This window comes from Microbacterium sp. EB106-03-03-XG65 (assembly GCF_058791955.1).
In genome coordinates this window covers 146415-162786 of record NZ_JBYTEB010000002.1, presented here as the reverse complement: position 1 = coordinate 162786, position 16372 = coordinate 146415, and the positions used below count along the sequence as shown (strand labels likewise).

Genomic DNA, 16372 nt, shown 5'->3' with positions numbered 1-16372 from the left:
GGCACACGCATGACCGAGGTTCCCACCACCACGACGACGACCAAGGGTCTGCACCCGGGTCTCACCCGCCGCCAGATCTCGATGATGGGACTCGGCGGCGCGATCGGCGCCGGGCTCTTCGTCGGATCCGGTCAGGCGATCGGCATCGCCGGGCCCGCCGTGCTCATCTCGTATCTCGTCGCCGGCGGCATCGTGGTGCTGGTCATGGCGATGCTGGCCGAGATGGTCGCCGCTCGTCCGAGCTCCGGCGCGTTCAGCTCGTATGCGCAGCGCGCGATGGGGCGCAGTGCCGGAAGCGCGGTGGGATGGCTCTACTGGGTCCAGCTCGTCGTGGTGATCGCCGCTGAGGCGACGGGCGCCGCCGGCATCGTGTCGGCCTGGGTTCCCGGCATCCCCGCCTGGGTCTGGGTGCTCGTGTTCGTCGTGGCGCTGACCGCGGTCAACCTGTTCGGCGTGCGCAACTACGGCACCTTCGAGTTCTGGTTCGCGGCGATCAAGGTCGCGGCGATCATCGCGTTCCTGGTGGTCGGTGTGTGCGCGATCGTCGGGCTCTTCCCCGGCGTGCCGGCGACCGGCGTCGGCAACCTGTTCGACAACGGCGGTTTCGCCCCGACCGGCCTGCCCGGGGTCGCAGCGGCTCTCCTGATCGTGATGTTCGCGTTCGGCGGGACCGAGGTCGTGGCGATCGCCGCCGCCGAGTCCGATGATCCCGCGCGCAACATCCGCCGCATCGTGCGCGAGGTGCTCGTGCGCATCCTGATCTTCTACGTCGGCTCGATCTTCGTGATCGTGTCGGTGCTGCCGTGGAACGATCCCGCCGTCGCGGAGGGGCCGTTCTCAGCCGTCCTCGAGACGCTGCGCGTGCCCGGCGTCGGTCTGGTGATGGACCTCATCGTCGTGATCGCGCTGCTCTCGGCGATGAACGCGAACATCTACGGCGCGTCGCGCATGGCGTACTCGCTCGGCGAGCGGGGCCTCGCCCCGGCGGCGACCACGCGCACCACCGCGAAGGGCGTGCCGGTGGTGGCGGTGCTCGCCTCGGTCTCCTTCGGTTTCGTCACGGTGGGTCTGAACTGGGCGTTCCCGGATGTGGTGCTCCCGGTGCTCCTGAACGTCGTGGGGTCGACCGTCCTGATCATCTGGTCGGCCACGGCGGTGTCGCAGATCATCCTCCGCCGTCGCGCGGACCGCACAGGAGAGCAGATGCCCATGCGCATGTGGGGCTTCCCCTGGTTGTCGTGGCTGTGCCTGGCCCTGCTCGCCGGGGTCATCGCCCTCGCGATGACCGATGAGGCCGCGCGGGCGCAGCTGCTGCTGACGATCGGCTTGACGGCCGTGCTGCTCGTCGTCGCGCGCCTCACGCGTCGCCGAGTCTGAGGGGAGACCGGCCGGGATCAGACCCAGCCCGGCAGCCAGTTGTGCAGCAGCCAGAAGTCGTAGGGCACGCTGACGCCGGTCCACACCGGATAGTAGAACGCCGAGACCAGCACGACGACCGCGAGGAACACCATGACCGTGCGCTCGCCCGCCTGGCGTCGGTGCAGCGGGTCTTCGCGTCGACCCGCGATCACGCGCAGCACGACCGCGAGACCGATCACGAGGAAGGGCGCCATCGCCACCGTGTAGAACTGGAAGATCGTGCGCTCGGGGAACATGAGCCAGGGGACATAGGTCGCTGCGAGACCGACCAGCGGGAACGTCAGTGCCGGATCGATCGGTCGCCGGGCGATCCAGGCGCGCACGAGACGGTAGATCAGGTACCCGGCGGCCGCGATGCTCGCGTACCAGATCAGCGGATTCGGGATCGTCGAGATCACCGCGATGCAGTGGTCGACTCCGCAGGGTGCCGGGTCCGTGCCGACCCAGACGGCCGTCGGTCGCAGCAGCAGCGGCCACTGCCACGCCGGGCTGGCGTAGGGATGCCCGCTGGTCAGTCCGACATGGAAGTTGAGGATCGACTGGTGGTAGTTCCACAGCGCGATGAACGGGTTCGGGTCGCTGTCACGGGCGTACCCGCCCTCGGTCACGAGCCAGCCGGTCCAGCTCACGAGATACGTGGCGAACGCGGGGAACACGAGCAGCACGAACGACACCGGACCCTGGCGGAACGCCGCTGAGCTCGGCCACAGCACCACGCCCGCGCGGCGACGGGCCAGCGCATCGGTCACGACGGCGTAGAGACCGAACGCGGCGAGCGCGTAGAGGCCCGACCATTTGACGGCGCATCCGGCCCCGAGGGCGACTCCCGCGGCGATCAGCCAGGGCCGCCGCCAGAGCACCCGTCCCCAGAGCGGCTCAGGCGCGTCGGCGTCGGCATCGATGCGTTCGAGCACCGGGATCGTGCGTTCACGGTCGATCAGGATGAACAGGGCGCCGAGCATCACGAAGAACGTGAGCGGTCCGTCGAGCAGGGCGGTGCGGCTCATCACGATGCTCAGGCCGTCGATCGCGAGCAGCGAGCCGGCCACGGTGGCGACGACGATCGAGCCGGTCAGACGGCGTGCGACGAGATAGACCAGCAGCACGGTGGCGGTGCCCAGCAGCGCTGTCGCGAGCCTCCATCCCACGGAGTTGTCGGGCCCGCCGATCGACATGCCGAGGGCGATCAGCCACTTGCCCAGCGGCGGATGCACGACGAACGACCCGTTGTCGGCGAGCGGCAGCTCCTGCAGGGTGATGAACGCCTCGTTCGCCTTCTCTCCCCATGTGCCCTCGTAGCCCAGCGTCCACAGCGACCACGCGTCTTTGACGTAGTAGGTCTCGTCGAAGGCGAGCTGGTGCGGGTGGCCCAGGTTGACCAGGCGCAGCACCGCCGCGACGACGGTCACGATGAAGGGCGCGAACCACCGCAGCATCCGTCCCCAGCCGGGGTCGTCGAGCAGTCGGTCGCGCAGCTGCCCGTAACGCGTCAGGCGCTCTTCGGGAGCGGGCATCAGGGGCACGGGCGCTGTCACCGCTCCAGCCTAGACAACCCGGGTCCGCGGCGACCCGGGTTCGAGGCGGGCTGCGGCCTCGGTCGGCCTAAGCTGGGCGGGTGATCATCCTCGCCGCCACGCCGATCGGAAACCTCGGGGATGCGTCCCGCCGCCTGATCGAGGTGCTCGAGAACGCCGAGGTCGTGGTCGCAGAAGACACGCGCACCACCGGGCGGCTGCTGCAGGCGCTGCAGATCGTCAACAGGCCGCGCCTGATCGCGCTGCACGACCACAACGAGAAGCAGAAGTCGGCCGAGCTCGCGACGCTCGCGATCGAGCAGGACATCGTGGTCGTCAGCGACGCAGGGATGCCGGCGATCAGTGATCCGGGGTATGCGCTCGTCGCCGAGGCGGTGGCGCAGGGCGTGACGGTGACCGCGATCCCGGGGCCGAGCGCCGTCATCATGGCGCTCGCGATCTCGGGGCTGCCCACCGACCGTTTCACGTTCGAAGGCTTTCTGCCGCGCAAACCGGGGGAGCGGCGGTCGACGCTCCGCGCCCTCGCCTCCGAACCCCGCACGATGGTCTTCTTCGAATCACCCGCCCGACTGGCGTCCGCGCTCGCCGACATGGGTACCACGCTCGGTGACGACCGCCGCATCGCCGTCTGCCGCGAGCTGACGAAGTTCTACGAGGAGGTCCGTCGCGGCACCGCGGCCGAGCTCGTCGAGTGGGCTTCGGCGGGGGTCAAGGGCGAGATCGTCGTCGTCGTCGAAGGAGCTGCGCCTCGGGAGTCGTCCGCCGAAGACGCTCTCGCGCAGGTGCAGCGACTGGTCGCATCCGGTGTGCGTCTGAAAGAGGCGTGCGCCGAGGTCGCCGCGGCGACCGGGCTGTCGTCTCGCGACCTGTACCAGGCAGCACTCGCCGCGCGCAGCTGATGCGCGAGGCCTCGGATGCCGCGATCGCTGCGGCGTACGACGCGCGGGCCGTGGAGTACGTCGAGCTCGCCGGTGCGATCGAGCAGATGGACCCCCGGGATGCTGCGGTCATCGGGGCCTGGCGCGCCACGACCTCGGGGCGGCTGCTGGATGCCGGTTGCGGCCCCGGGCACTGGACCGCCTTCCTGAGCCGCGGCGAACGCGTGCCCCAGGGGGTCGACCTGTCTGCGGAGTTCATCGCGACGGCGAAGGAACGGCATCCCGGCATCTCTTTCGACGTCGGCTCGTTCCGCGACCTGCCGTTCGAAGCAGGGGCGGTCGGCGGCATCCTCGCCTGGTACTCGCTGATCCACACCTCTCCGCCTGACGTCCCCGGGATACTCGAAGAGTTCGCTCGCGTGCTGTCTCCCGGAGGCAGCATCCTGATCGGCTTCTTCGACGGCGAGCCGCGCGAGCCGTTCGCGCATGCCGTCGCTCCGGCGTGGTTCTGGTCGGCTGAGGCGCTGAGCGGACTCCTGCACGACTCGGGCTTCGAGGTCATGTCGAGCGAGACCCGCGGCCGCGAAGCCGGTGAGATCAGCGCCCGCCCTCACGGCTCGCTCGAAGCGCGCAGGCGGTGACTCGCTCGCCGGGTAGCCTGGTGCACACGCAAGCGGAGGAGGACCGAGCGTGAGCAAGAAGGCGACCGTCTACGACGTCGCAGACCGCGCCGGAGTGTCGATCGCGACGGTCTCCCGCGTGCTGCGACAGCCGGATGCCGTGCGCCCCGCCACGCGCGAGCGCGTGCTCGACTCCGTCTCCGCGCTCGGCTACGTGCCCAGTGGCAGCGCCCGCGGTCTGGCCGAGCGCCGCACCGGAGTGCTCGGGCTGTACTTCCCCGGTTTCGATGCCTCGGAGGACGCGCCCGTCCTCGACGTGCTGGCCGACGAGCAGGGCGAGGCACCGCCGTTCACGGTCGAGCAGGCGTCCGCCGACGCGGGAGCACCGCATCCGACCATGCTGTTCCTCGACGAGGTGCTGCGGGGAGCGGAGCTCGAGGCCTGGAAGCAGGGTTTCGTGCTCATGATCGGCGTCGGCCGCGACGATCCGACGCGTGAGACCGTGCGTGACATCGCCGGACGCGTCGACGGGCTGATGGTGCTGGCGCAGAGCGTGCCCGACGACGTGCTCGCCCGGCTCGCTCAGCGGATCCCCGTGGTCGTGCTCTCGGGGCCGGCGCGCGGCGACAGCTACGACCACGTCACCGTCAGCAACGCCGAGGCGATGTCGGAGCTGACCAGACTGGTGCTCGCCCAGGCCGACGAGGGGACGCTCGCTTTTCTCGCCGGCCCCGAGGACTCGCCCGACGGTGCCCAGCGCTGGGAGGGTTTCGCCGCGGCGGTCGCCGAGGCGGGCATCGCGACGGATGCCGTGACGGTGCTGCGCGGCGACTTCACCCGCGCGTCCGGGCGACGGGCGGCCGAGCAGCTGATCGCCGACGGCGCCCCCGCCGCACTCATCGCCGCGAACGACCAGATGGCCCTCGGGGCGATCGACGCGTTCCGCTCGGCCGGCATCCGCGTGCCCCACGATGTCCGCGTCACGGGCTTCGACGGCATCGAGGCGGCGGCGCTGTCGCGTCCCGCCCTCACCACCGTTCGCCAGCCGATGATCGATCTCGGGCGGGCCGCCGTGCAGCTGCTCTCGCGACGTCTCGAGAACCCGGACGGCCAGCCGATGACGGTGCGACTGCCCGTGCAGATCCTGGTCCGCGAGAGCTCCCAGCGCCCCGAGTGAACCGCTGGCGGCGTTCAGGCGCGGTCGTGCAGGGTGATGCGGTAGCCGTCGGGGTCGGCGAACGTGAACGTGCGACCGAACGGGCCGTCGATCGGATCGGCCACGATCGTGCGGCCGTCGGCGACGAGGGCGTCGTGGATCTCCTGGACATCCGTGGCGTGCAGCCAGACCGCCGTGCCGATCCCGGGCTGATCGACGGAGTCGAGGTCGGTCCCCGGGGCGAGGTCGCGCAGCGCGAAGGCGATCGGCGTCGTCTCGAAGACCACGGCGTGAGGCGGACCCGCCGGCGATCTGACGAGTCCGAGGTAGCGCTCGTAGAACGCCTGTGAGGCGTCGAGGTCGCGCACCTGCAGGGAGATGAAGTCGGGTCCGGTGACGGGCATGATCGTGCTCTTTCCTTTTCGTGTCAGTTATCTGACATGCTTGAACCTATGTCAGAATACTGACATGAGTCAAGACCGAGCCGGCATCGACCTCGACACCTCGCTGGGCTACCTGGTGAAGGAGGCGTCGAGCGCTCTCCGCGTCGAGATGGAGGCGGTGCTGAAGCCTCTCGGCATGACGATCACGCACTACTCGTGTCTCGAACTCCTCGCTCAGCGGCCGGGGCTCTCGAACTCTGAACTCGCTCGGGGAGCGTTCGTCACGCGTCAGTCGATGAACGTGCTCCTTCAATCGCTCGAGCGCGAAGGATTCGTCTCGCGGGCCGACGAGGCTCCGGTCGGCAAGGCGCTGCCGACCAGCCTGACGCCGAAGGGGCGCAAGAGCCTCGCCGCGGCGACGGCCGCCGTCCGCTCTGTCGAGGTCAGGATGCTCACCGGGATGACCTTGGAGGAGCAGTCCGCCGCGCTCCGCGCTCTGCGGAGCATGGTCGACTCGCTGCGACGCGTCCCCGAGTGAGACCGGGTCCTGATACCGCTCCCACGCCCGTCGCAGCAGGGGATCGGGGGAATCGGGGGTGATGCGAGGGGTTGCAGGGGTAAATGTATGCGCTTACAATTGCTCATGCGGCTTCGGCCGCGGGGTGCCCCGACCCGTGGGACCCCCTTCATGACACAGACGACATGAGGTGGCAGTGTGGCGAAGACGCACATGCTCCGACGCTGGCGGAGAGCGGCGATCGCGGGACTGGCGGCAGCAGCCGTCGCGCTCAGCGGTTGCAGCATCCAGATCAGTTCGCAGCCCGATCCGTCGATCGGCGACGACACGATGCTCATCAATGCGGACAAGGGGAATCCGTTCTTCACGCGGAACTTCAATCCGTACCTGACGAACACGCGCACGGCATCGCGGTGGATCTACGAGCCCCTGATCCTGGTGAACCCGCTGGACGGAACCCTGAACCCCTGGCTCTCGAGCGAATGGTCGCAGCCCGACGCACGCACGGTCGTGATGACCATCCGCGACGGCGTCGAATGGAGCGACGGCGAGAAGCTGACGCCCGATGACGTGGCGTTCACGTTCCAGCTGCTGAAGGACAACCCCTCGCTCGACATCAAGGGCGCCTGGCAGCACCTCGAGTCCGTCGAGGTCGAGGGCGACGACGTCATCATGCATCTGCAGACGGATGACGCACCCTCGCTGCCGATCCTCGGTCAGACCATGATCGTGCCCGAGCACCTCTGGTCCGACGTGAAGAACCCGGACACGTACCGCAACGAAGAGCCGGTGGGCACCGGACCCTTCTTGCTGGGCAACTACAACGACCAGCAGTACTCGGTCGACAAGAACCCCGACTACTGGCAGGCCGACAAGATCGAGATCGAGCACATCATCCTGCCGTCCACGAACTCCCAGCTCGACACCGTCACGCGCGGATACGACTGGGCCTACTCGTTCATCTCCGACGTCGAGGGCACCTGGGGCGCGGCGAGCGAGCACAACGCCTGGTGGTTCCCGCCGGGCGGTGTGATCGCGCTGATGCCGAACCTCGAGGTCGCGCCGTTCGGCGACGTGAACGTGCGTCGCGGCATCGCCCTCTCGCTCGATCGTGCCGAGATCGCCGAGACCGCCTCCGAGGGCTACATGGAGCCCGCCGGTCAGACCGGACTCATCCTGCCCAACCAGCAGGAGTATCTCGACCCGAGCATCCCTGATCAGGGCATGATCACGCAGGACACGGATGCTGCGCTGGCGGCCTTCGCCGAGTCCGGCTACACGCTGCAGGGCGACCGACTCGTGGGTCCCGACGGCGAGCAGCTGGAGTTCGCGCTCACCACCGCCAACGGATACTCCGACTGGACCCGTGCGGCGCAGACCGTGCAGAGCCAGCTGGCGAAGGTCGGCGTCAAGGTCAGCCTCAAGCTGCCGCAGCCGGCCGGCTACCAGAATGCCATCAGCAACGGCGACTTCGAGATGGCGATCGGCGGCATGGGCAACGGCGACGTCTACCAGGCGTTCAACAACCTGCTCTCGAGCGAGTTCTATGTGCCGTCCGGGTCCGGCGAACCCACCGCCAACAACTTCGAGCGCTATCGCTCGGATGAGGCGGATGCTCTGCTCGCCGAGTACCGCGAGACGGTCGACCCCGCCCGTCAGACCGAGATCGTGAACGAGCTGCAGGGCATCGTCTACGACGACCTGCCCGTGATCGGGCTGTACTACGGCGGCATCTGGGGTCTGTTCAACGACTCCAAGTTCACCGGCTGGCCCACAGAGGACGACCCCTACATGATTCCGCAGAACTACGACTCCGCTCCGCTGGGCATCTTCACCCGGCTCGAGCGCGCGAAGGGGGATGACGACTGATGAAGTATGTCCTCCAGAAGCTCGGCCTCTTCGTGCTCACGCTGTGGGCGGCGGTCACGCTGAACTTCTTCCTCCCGCGACTCATGCCGGGCTCTCCCGCCGACGCCGCGGTCGCGAAGCTCGCGCAGAACGGCCCGGTGTCCGACGCGACTCGTGCCGCGATCGAAGCCCAGCTGGGTGTGCCCACCGGTTCGATCTGGGATCAGTACGTGACCTACCTCGGTCAGGTCGCACGACTCGACTTCGGCGTCTCGTACACGTTCTACCCGCAGACCGTGTCGAGCATGGTCTCGACCGCGCTTCCCTACACGATCGGCCTGGTCGGCATCGTCACGATCCTCGCGTTCGTGATCGGCACGCTGATCGGCACGGCCGCCGCGTGGCGTCGTGGCACCTGGCTCGATTCGCTCCCGACACTGACGGGCTCGTTCCTCAGCACCTTCCCGTATTTCTGGACGGCGCTGCTGCTGCTGTTCTTCTTCGGGTACGTGCTGCACTGGTTCCCGACGACCGGGGCGTACGCGGCCACCACCACCCCCGCGTTCAGCTGGGACTTCATCGTCGACCTCGTGCAGCATGCGGTGCTGCCGGCGGTGACGATCCTGTTGACCTCGCTCGGCGGCTGGATCATCGGCATGCGCAACGCCATGATCAACACGCTGGGTGACGACTACGTGACCTTCGCCGAGGCGAACGGACTGCACGGGCGCACGATCGCGCTCCGCTATGCCGCCCGCAACGCGATCCTGCCGAACCTCACCGGCTTCGGGCTCACGCTCGGCGGAGTGGTCGGCGGATCCATCCTCGTGGAGCAGGTGTTCGGGTATCCGGGCATCGGGTATCTGCTCTTCAACGCCGTGATCGGGCAGGACTACCCGCTCATGCAGGCGCTCTTCCTGATGATCACCGTGAGCGTGCTCGTCGCCAACTTCCTCGTCGACATCCTGTACGGCGTGCTGGATCCAAGGACTCGCCGATGACCTCCACCATGAATGTCAAGGTTCCCGCCGACCGGATCGCGGCTCCCAGCCCGTGGCGCTCGTTCGCCCGGATGGTGGGCACCCTCTGGTCCAACGGCAAGGCCCGACTGGGTCTCATCATCCTCGGCCTGTTCGTGCTGGTCGCGGTGTTCGCGCCGCTGCTCGCGCCCTACGGCCCGAAGGAGAACTCTTTCGAGCGCAATGCGGATGCCTCGTGGGCGCACTGGCTCGGCACGACCGCCGCAGGTGAAGACGTGCTCAGTCAACTCATCTACGGCTCGCAGATCAGCCTGCTGGTCGGCATGGCCGCCGGCATCCTGTCGACGATCGTCGCGGTGCTGATCGGACTCAGCTGGGGCTACATGCGCGGATTCCTGGGTGAGGTGGTCGGCTTCATCGTCAACCTCTTCCTCGTGATCCCCGGGCTGCCGTTGATGATCGTGATCGCCGCGTACTTGCAGAACGGCGGCATCCTGATGATCATCGCCGTGATCGTCGTCACCGGGTGGGCCTGGGGCGCGCGCGTGCTGCGCAGTCAGACCCAGTCGCTTCGAGGCAATGACTTCGTCACCTCGGCGCAGTTCTCGGGAGACAGTCGGGCGCGCATCGTGTTCCGGGAGATCCTGCCGAACATGACCTCGATCATCGCGGGAACGCTCTTCGGGGCGGCGACCGCGGCGATCCTCGCCGAGGCGGGCCTCGAGTTCCTCGGACTCGGCGACTCGAGCATCGTCAGCTGGGGCACCATGCTCTACTGGGCGCAGAACTCCAACTCTCTGCTCACCGGGCAGTGGCTGCTGCTGTTCGCCCCGGGTCTGTGCATCGCCCTGCTCGCTCTGAGCCTGACACTGATCAACTTCGGCGTGGATGGGATCTCCAATCCACGCCTGCGAGAGGGGAAGGGCCGATGAGCGCCATGGAAGCGAATGCCCCCGGGGGCGACGTGCTGCTGGATGTCCAGGGCCTGTCGGTCGAGTACGCCTCGCCGGGCACGACTCCCGTCACGGCCGTCGAGAACGTCTCGTTCACGCTGCGCCGTGGAGAGTTCGTCGGTCTCGTCGGTGAGTCGGGCTCGGGCAAGTCGACGCTCGGCTTCGCGCTGACGCGGCTGCAGAAGCCCCCGGCCCGCATCAGCGGCGGGCGCATCCTGTTCGACGGACGCGACATCCGCGAGCTGAACGCCGAGGAGCTGCGTCGCCAGCGCCAGGGCGGCTTCGCGATGGTGCTGCAGTCGGGCATGAACGCGCTCAACCCGGTGCGCACGGTCGGCAACCACTTCCGTGACATCTTCGCCGCGCATGGTCACGTGCCGCGCGAGGATCGGGATGGCAGGGCGCGCGAGCTGGTCGGCAAGGTGGGTCTCGACCCCGCCGTGCTCGCCCGATACCCGAGCGAGCTCTCGGGCGGCATGCGTCAGCGCACCTCGATCGCCCTCGCCCTCTCGCTCGAGCCGCAGCTCATGGTGTTCGACGAGCCGACCACGGCCCTCGACGTGCTCGTGCAGCACGCCGTCATGGACACGATCAAGGATCTGCAGCGCTCCGAACACTTCACTGCGATCCTGATCAGTCACGATCTGGGCATCGTGCTCGAGGCGACCGACCGTGTGATGGTCATGCACGAGGGGCGGATCGTCGAGGACGCTCCGAGCCTCGACATCCTGCACCGCCCGCAGGACGAGTACACGAGGATGCTGCTCAGCCACTACGCCGACCCGCGGGCCGAGTCGATCTCGATCCCCGGATTCGTCGATCTCGGCACCCGGCGTCGCGAGGGGCGCTCGCGCACCGACCTCACCGAGACCCTGCCCACGGTCTCGCAGCGCGACACCCGTCGCGCCGATGCCGCGATCGTGGTGGAGGGCGTGTCGAAGCGCTACCCGGCTCCGCGCCGCGGCGAGAAGCCCGTGACGGCGGTCGATCATGTCTCCTTCCGGCTCGAACCCGGAGAGGCACTGGCTCTCGTCGGCGCCTCGGGGTCGGGCAAGTCCACGCTCGCGAAGCTGATCACCGGCGTCGAGAAGCCCACCGAGGGCACGGTGCGCTTCGGCGACGTCGATGTCGCGACGCTCCGCCGCCAGGGTCTGCGCGACCTGCGCAAGGACGTGCAGATGGTGTTCCAGGATCCGTATGCCGCGCTCAACCCGCTGCACACGGTGGAGTATGCGCTGAGTCGGCCGATCCGCAACTACACACCGTTGCGCGGCCACGAGGCTCGAGCCCGCGTGCTCGAACTCCTCGAGACCGTGGGGCTGACGCCCGTCGAGCAGTTCGCCGCCAAGTTGCCGCACCAGCTCTCGGGTGGCCAGCGGCAGCGCGTGGTCATCGCCCGCGCACTCGCCAGCGACCCGCAGGTGCTGATCGCCGACGAGCCCGTCTCGATGCTCGACGTGTCGCTGCGCGCCGGCGTGCTCGCCCTGCTCGAGGACCTGCGCGAGAGGTGGGGGATCAGCATGCTCTACATCACGCACGATCTGCTCAGCGCCCGACTCGTCACCGAGAACATCCTCGTGCTCAACGGCGGACGCGTGGTCGAGCGCGGCGAGACCTCGCAGGTGCTGCAGCATCCCGAGGACCCGTACACCGTGCAGCTGCTCGACGCCGTGCCCAACCCATCCCGAATCTCGAAATAGAGAGGAGCACTCGTGCTCACATTCCCTGACGGCTTTCTCTGGGGCGCTGCGACCGCAGCCCATCAGGTGGAGGGGAACAACACGACCAGCAACTGGTGGGCCATGGAGCATGCTCCCGGCTCGCCCATGGTCGAGCCCTCGGGCGACGCGGCCGACCACTTCCACCGGTACCCCGAGGACATGCGTCTGCTGGCGGATGCCGGTCTGAACTCCTACCGCTTCTCGATCGAGTGGGCGCGCATCGAGCCCGAGCGCGGGTTCGTCTCGCGGGCGATGCTCGACCACTACCGCCGCATGATCGACACGGCTCGCGACAACGGGCTCGATCCCACGGTGACGCTGATGCACTTCACGGTGCCGCAGTGGTTCCAGAACGACGGCTTCTGGCGTGCGGATGACGCGGTCGACCTGTTCTCTCGCTACGTCGAGACGGTGCTCCCGATCCTCGAGGGCGTGACCTACGTCTGCACGATCAACGAGCCCAACATCGCGGCGATGCTGGCCGGGGGAGAGGATGCGGCGAACCTCGTCGCCTACGGTCTGCCGAACCCCGACCTCGCGGTCGCCGACACCCTGCTCGACGCCCACCACCGCGCCTCCGAGATCCTGCATTCCGTCTCGGGTGTGCAGGCCGGATGGACGATCGCGACGCAGGCGTTCCACTCCACGGGTGAGCCGGGGGCGGACGAGATGCTCGCCGAGTACGGCGACCCTCGCGACCACTGGTACCTCGACCAGTCGGCCGGCGACGACTTCGTCGGCGTGCAGGCCTACACGCGCACGTTCATCGGGCCGGAGGGTCCGCGGCCCGTCTCCGACGACGTCGAGACGACGCTCACCGGCTGGGAGTTCTTCCCGGAGGCGCTCGAACTGGGTGTGCGCAGCGCCTGGGAGCGCAGCGGCGGCGTGCCGGTGCTGGTGACCGAGAACGGCATCGCGACCTCCGACGACACCCGCCGCATCGCCTACACGCAGGGCGCTCTCGAGGGCCTGCATCGCGCGATCTCCGACGGCATCGAGGTGAAGGCCTATCAGCACTGGAGTGCGCTCGACAATTACGAGTGGGCGAGCGGCTTCCGCCCGACCTTCGGGCTGATCGGCTTCGACCACGAGACGTTCGAGCGGTCGCCGAAGCCGTCTCTCGCGTGGCTCGGCGAGGTCGCTCGTCGCAACGGGCTCTGAGCCGCACGGCCCCGGGGCACTGCCCCGGGGTTACGCTCGGTTCATGAGCCACGCCGCCCGCACACCCCGCAGGGACGGGCTGCGAGCGGCGGCCGCCGGACTCAGCGCGGCCGTCGTCGCGGTCGGCCTCGCCGAACTCGTCGCGGCCCTCGTCGAGCCGAGCGCGAGCCCCTTCGCCGTGATCGGCGGCGGGCTCATCGACCTGGCGCCCAGCTGGGCGAAGGATGCGGCGATCGCGCTGTTCGGCACCGGCGACAAGATCGCGCTCCTCACAGGGATCGCCGTCGTGCTCGCGGCCATCGCCGCGCTCGCCGGAATCCTGGAGTCCCGCAGAGCCGGTGTGGGGTCGACGATCCTCGCGGCGCTCGGTGTGATCGCACTCGTCGCAGCGATGATCCGACCCGGCGCCGGACCCTTCGCCTGGCTGCCCGGTCTCATCGCAGGCATCACCGCGGTCGTCGCACTGCGGCTGCTCGTGCGCAGACTCCACCCTGTTCCGTATGCGCGCCCGGATGCTGAGGAGCGGCGCCGATTCCTGCTCTGGACGATCGGTGTCGCAGCCACGGGCGCCGCAGCGCTCATCGTCGCCAACGTCGCTCGCGGTGCCACCCGCTCGATCGAGGCGGTGCGTGAGGCACTGCGCCTGCCGTCTCCGGTTGGCTCCGCTCCAGCCGTGCCGGCAGGAGCGGAGCTCGACATCCCGGGCCTCGCCCCCGTCGTCACGCCGAACGCGCAGTTCTACCGCATCGACACCGCGCTGATCGTGCCGCGCATCGACCCGGCCGACTGGTCGTTGCGCATCCACGGGATGGTCGAGCGCGAGGTCGTGATCTCGTGGGACGAGCTGCTCGCCCTGCCGATGACCGAGTCGCACGTGACACTCGCCTGCGTGTCGAACGAGGTCGGCGGCGACCTGATCGGCAACGCCCTGTGGCTCGGTCATCCCGTGCGCGAGCTGCTCGCGCGCGCGGGCGTCGACCGGGATGCCGACATGGTGCTGTCCAGGTCGTCAGACGGGTTCACCGCATCCACTCCTCTCGAGGCGCTCACCGACGACCGCGACGCTCTGCTCGCCGTCGGCATGAACGGCGATCCGCTGCCGATCGAGCACGGCTTCCCGGCGCGCATGGTCGTTCCCGGGCTCTACGGCTATGTGTCGGCGACCAAATGGGTGACCGAGCTCGAAGTCACGCGGTTCGACCGGGCCACGGCGTACTGGACCGACCGCGGGTGGTCCGAGCGGGGGCCGGTCAAGCTGCAGTCGCGCATCGATGTGCCCCGCCGCGGCGTTCGGCTCGAGCCGGGTGATGCGGTGATCGCCGGCATGGCCTGGCAGCAGCACGTGGGCGTCGAGGGCGTCGAGGTGCGGATCGACGAGGGCGAGTGGCGTCGCGCCGAGCTCGCCTCTGCGATCTCCGACGACACCTGGGTGCAGTGGCGTCTCGACTGGGCGGCCGAGAGCGGCGATCACACGATCGAGTGCCGGGCCCTCAGCGCTGATGGCGAGACGCAGACCTCCGATCCGGCCGATGTCGTGCCCGACGGCGCCCAGGGCTGGCACCGCATCGAGGTCTCGGTCGCCTGAGCGTAACGACCCCCGCATCCCACCTAGAATTGACCGCATGCCCGCTGGCGAATCGTTTTACATCACCACGCCCATCTACTACCCCTCCGACGTGCCTCACATCGGCCACGGGTACACCTCGGTGGCGGTCGACGCGCTCGCGCGCTGGCACCGTCAGAGCGGCGATGACACGTGGATGCTCACGGGCACCGACGAGCACGGCCAGAAGATGCTCCGCGCGGCGGCGGCGAACAACGTCACTCCGCAGGAGTGGGTCGACAAGCTCGTCACCGAGTCCTGGTTCCCGCTGCTGAAGACCCTCGACGTGGCGAACGACGACTTCATCCGCACCACGCAGGAGCGGCATGAGGAGCGCGTCAAGAAATTCGTGCAGGCGATCTACGACCGCGGCTACATCTATGCCGGCGAGTACGAGGCCCTCTACTGCGTGGGCTGCGAGGAGTTCAAGCCCGAGGCCGAGATCCTCGACGGCACCGGCCCGTTCGAGGGTCTGAAGGTGTGTGCGATCCACTCCAAGCCTCTCGAGCTGCTGCAGGAGAAGAACTACTTCTTCAAGCTCAGCGAGTTCCAGGACCGGCTGCTCGACCTCTACAAGACCCAGCCCGATTTCATCCGCCCCGAGTCGGCGCGCAACGAGGTCGTCTCATTCGTGCGCCAGGGACTCAAGGACCTGTCGATCTCGCGGTCGGCGTTCGACTGGGGCATCGAGGTGCCGTGGGATCCGTCGCACGTCATCTACGTCTGGGTCGATGCGCTGCTCAACTACGCGACAGCTGTCGGGTACGGCGACGACCCCGAGACGTTCGCACGCCGCTGGCCCGCGTATCACGTGGTCGGCAAAGACATCCTGCGCTTCCACGCGGTGATCTGGCCCGCGATGCTGATGGCGGCGGGCGTCGATGTGCCCAAGGGTGTGTTCGCGCACGGCTGGCTCCTGGTCGGCGGCGAGAAGATGTCGAAGTCGAAGCTCACCGGCATCGCGCCCACCGAGATCACCGACGTGTTCGGTTCCGACGCGTACCGCTTCTACTTCCTCTCGGCGATCGCGTTCGGTCAGGACGGATCGTTCTCGTGGGAGGACCTCGCCGCTCGGTATCAGGCCGAGCTCGCGAACGGCTTCGGCAACCTCGCCTCCCGCACCACGGCGATGATCGAGAAGTACTTCGACGGCGTCGTGCCGCCGCCCGCCGAGTACCTCGAACAGGATCTGGTGATCCAGCGACTGGTCGCTCGGGCGACCACCGATGCGGACGCCGCCGTCGAGCAGTTCCGCATCGATGAGGCGATCCGCGCGATCTGGACGATCGTCGACGCTCTCAACGGCTACATCACCGAGAACGAGCCCTGGGCGCTGGCCCGCGACGACGATCAGCGCGCGAGGCTCGGAACAGTCCTCTACACCTGCGCCGAAGGCCTTCGCGCGCTCGCCGTGCTGCTCTCGCCGGTCATGCCGCAGTCGACCGAGAAGCTGTGGGTCGCACTCGGTGCCGCCGAGAGCCTCGGCCGGCTGCTGGACCAGCCGATCCGCGAGGCCGGTGCCTGGGGTGCCCTGCGCCCGGGAACGAGTGTCAACGGCCTCTCGCCGCTGTTCCCGCGGGTGGAGTCGAACGCCTGAC

General features: G+C 68.5%; 14 protein-coding genes. 12 read left to right on the top strand and 2 right to left on the bottom strand.

The features are described 5' to 3' along the window. Positions 1 to 9 precede the first annotated feature (9 nt). Positions 10 to 1377, top strand: coding sequence for an amino acid permease (locus AC3WS6_RS13960; protein ID WP_492501632.1), 1368 nt, complete (start codon positions 10 to 12; stop codon positions 1375 to 1377). Between the two features lie 17 nt (positions 1378 to 1394). On the opposite strand, the gene AC3WS6_RS13955 is transcribed toward AC3WS6_RS13960, so the two are convergent. Continuing rightward, positions 1395 to 2954, bottom strand: a complete 1560-nt coding sequence (locus tag AC3WS6_RS13955; protein ID WP_492501631.1) for a dolichyl-phosphate-mannose--protein mannosyltransferase — start codon at positions 2952 to 2954, stop codon at positions 1395 to 1397. An 80-nt stretch (positions 2955 to 3034) separates the two neighbouring features. Here AC3WS6_RS13955 and rsmI point away from each other — a divergent pair, with 80 nt between their 5' ends. From rsmI to AC3WS6_RS13940, 3 genes are read left to right on the top strand one after another with little or no spacing between them, the layout of a single operon-like run. After that, positions 3035 to 3853, top strand: a complete 819-nt coding sequence (gene rsmI / locus AC3WS6_RS13950) for a 16S rRNA (cytidine(1402)-2'-O)-methyltransferase (protein WP_492501630.1) — start codon at positions 3035 to 3037, stop codon at positions 3851 to 3853. Beyond that, positions 3853 to 4473, top strand: coding sequence for a class I SAM-dependent methyltransferase (locus tag AC3WS6_RS13945; RefSeq protein ID WP_492501629.1), 621 nt, complete (start codon positions 3853 to 3855; stop codon positions 4471 to 4473). Before rsmI ends, AC3WS6_RS13945 begins: the two co-directional genes overlap by 1 nt. A 49-nt stretch (positions 4474 to 4522) precedes the next feature. After that, positions 4523 to 5629 carry a LacI family DNA-binding transcriptional regulator gene (locus tag AC3WS6_RS13940; RefSeq protein ID WP_492501628.1) on the top strand — a complete coding sequence of 369 codons (1107 nt, stop codon included), beginning with the start codon at positions 4523 to 4525 and terminating at the stop codon, positions 5627 to 5629. Between the two features lie 14 nt (positions 5630 to 5643). On the opposite strand, the gene AC3WS6_RS13935 is transcribed toward AC3WS6_RS13940, so the two are convergent. Beyond that, positions 5644 to 6012 (bottom strand): VOC family protein, encoded by a 369-nt coding sequence (locus tag AC3WS6_RS13935; protein ID WP_492501627.1) that lies wholly within the window; start codon positions 6010 to 6012, stop codon positions 5644 to 5646. A 64-nt stretch (positions 6013 to 6076) separates the two neighbouring features. Between AC3WS6_RS13935 and AC3WS6_RS13930 the strand changes: the two genes are divergently transcribed. The 8 genes from AC3WS6_RS13930 (at position 6077) to metG (ending at position 16371) form a co-directional block, all read left to right on the top strand. Further along, on the top strand, positions 6077 to 6529 hold the full coding sequence (locus AC3WS6_RS13930) for a MarR family winged helix-turn-helix transcriptional regulator (RefSeq protein ID WP_492501626.1): 453 nt from the start codon (positions 6077 to 6079) through the stop codon (positions 6527 to 6529). A gap of 177 nt (positions 6530 to 6706) precedes the next feature. After that, positions 6707 to 8377 (top strand): ABC transporter substrate-binding protein, encoded by a 1671-nt coding sequence (locus tag AC3WS6_RS13925; protein WP_492501625.1) that lies wholly within the window; start codon positions 6707 to 6709, stop codon positions 8375 to 8377. Continuing rightward, complete coding sequence (locus tag AC3WS6_RS13920; protein WP_492501624.1) at positions 8377 to 9357, top strand: ABC transporter permease; 981 nt, start codon at positions 8377 to 8379, stop codon at positions 9355 to 9357. The genes AC3WS6_RS13925 and AC3WS6_RS13920 overlap by 1 nt, the downstream gene beginning before the upstream one ends. Further along, on the top strand, positions 9354 to 10268 hold the full coding sequence (locus tag AC3WS6_RS13915) for an ABC transporter permease (protein WP_492501623.1): 915 nt from the start codon (positions 9354 to 9356) through the stop codon (positions 10266 to 10268). The genes AC3WS6_RS13920 and AC3WS6_RS13915 overlap by 4 nt, the downstream gene beginning before the upstream one ends. Further along, positions 10265 to 11989, top strand: a complete 1725-nt coding sequence (locus tag AC3WS6_RS13910) for an ABC transporter ATP-binding protein (protein WP_492501622.1) — start codon at positions 10265 to 10267, stop codon at positions 11987 to 11989. Before AC3WS6_RS13915 ends, AC3WS6_RS13910 begins: the two co-directional genes overlap by 4 nt. Positions 11990 to 12001: 12 nt before the next feature. Next, positions 12002 to 13171: a glycoside hydrolase family 1 protein gene (locus AC3WS6_RS13905; RefSeq protein ID WP_492501621.1), complete on the top strand. Its 1170-nt coding sequence runs from the start codon at positions 12002 to 12004 to the stop codon at positions 13169 to 13171. A 43-nt stretch (positions 13172 to 13214) separates the two neighbouring features. Continuing rightward, positions 13215 to 14756, top strand: a complete 1542-nt coding sequence (locus AC3WS6_RS13900; RefSeq protein ID WP_492501620.1) for a molybdopterin-dependent oxidoreductase — start codon at positions 13215 to 13217, stop codon at positions 14754 to 14756. Between the two features lie 37 nt (positions 14757 to 14793). Then, entirely contained in the window at positions 14794 to 16371 is a 1578-nt protein-coding gene (gene metG, locus AC3WS6_RS13895) for a methionine--tRNA ligase (protein WP_492501619.1), read from the top strand. The last annotated feature ends 1 nt before the right edge of the window (position 16372 follow it).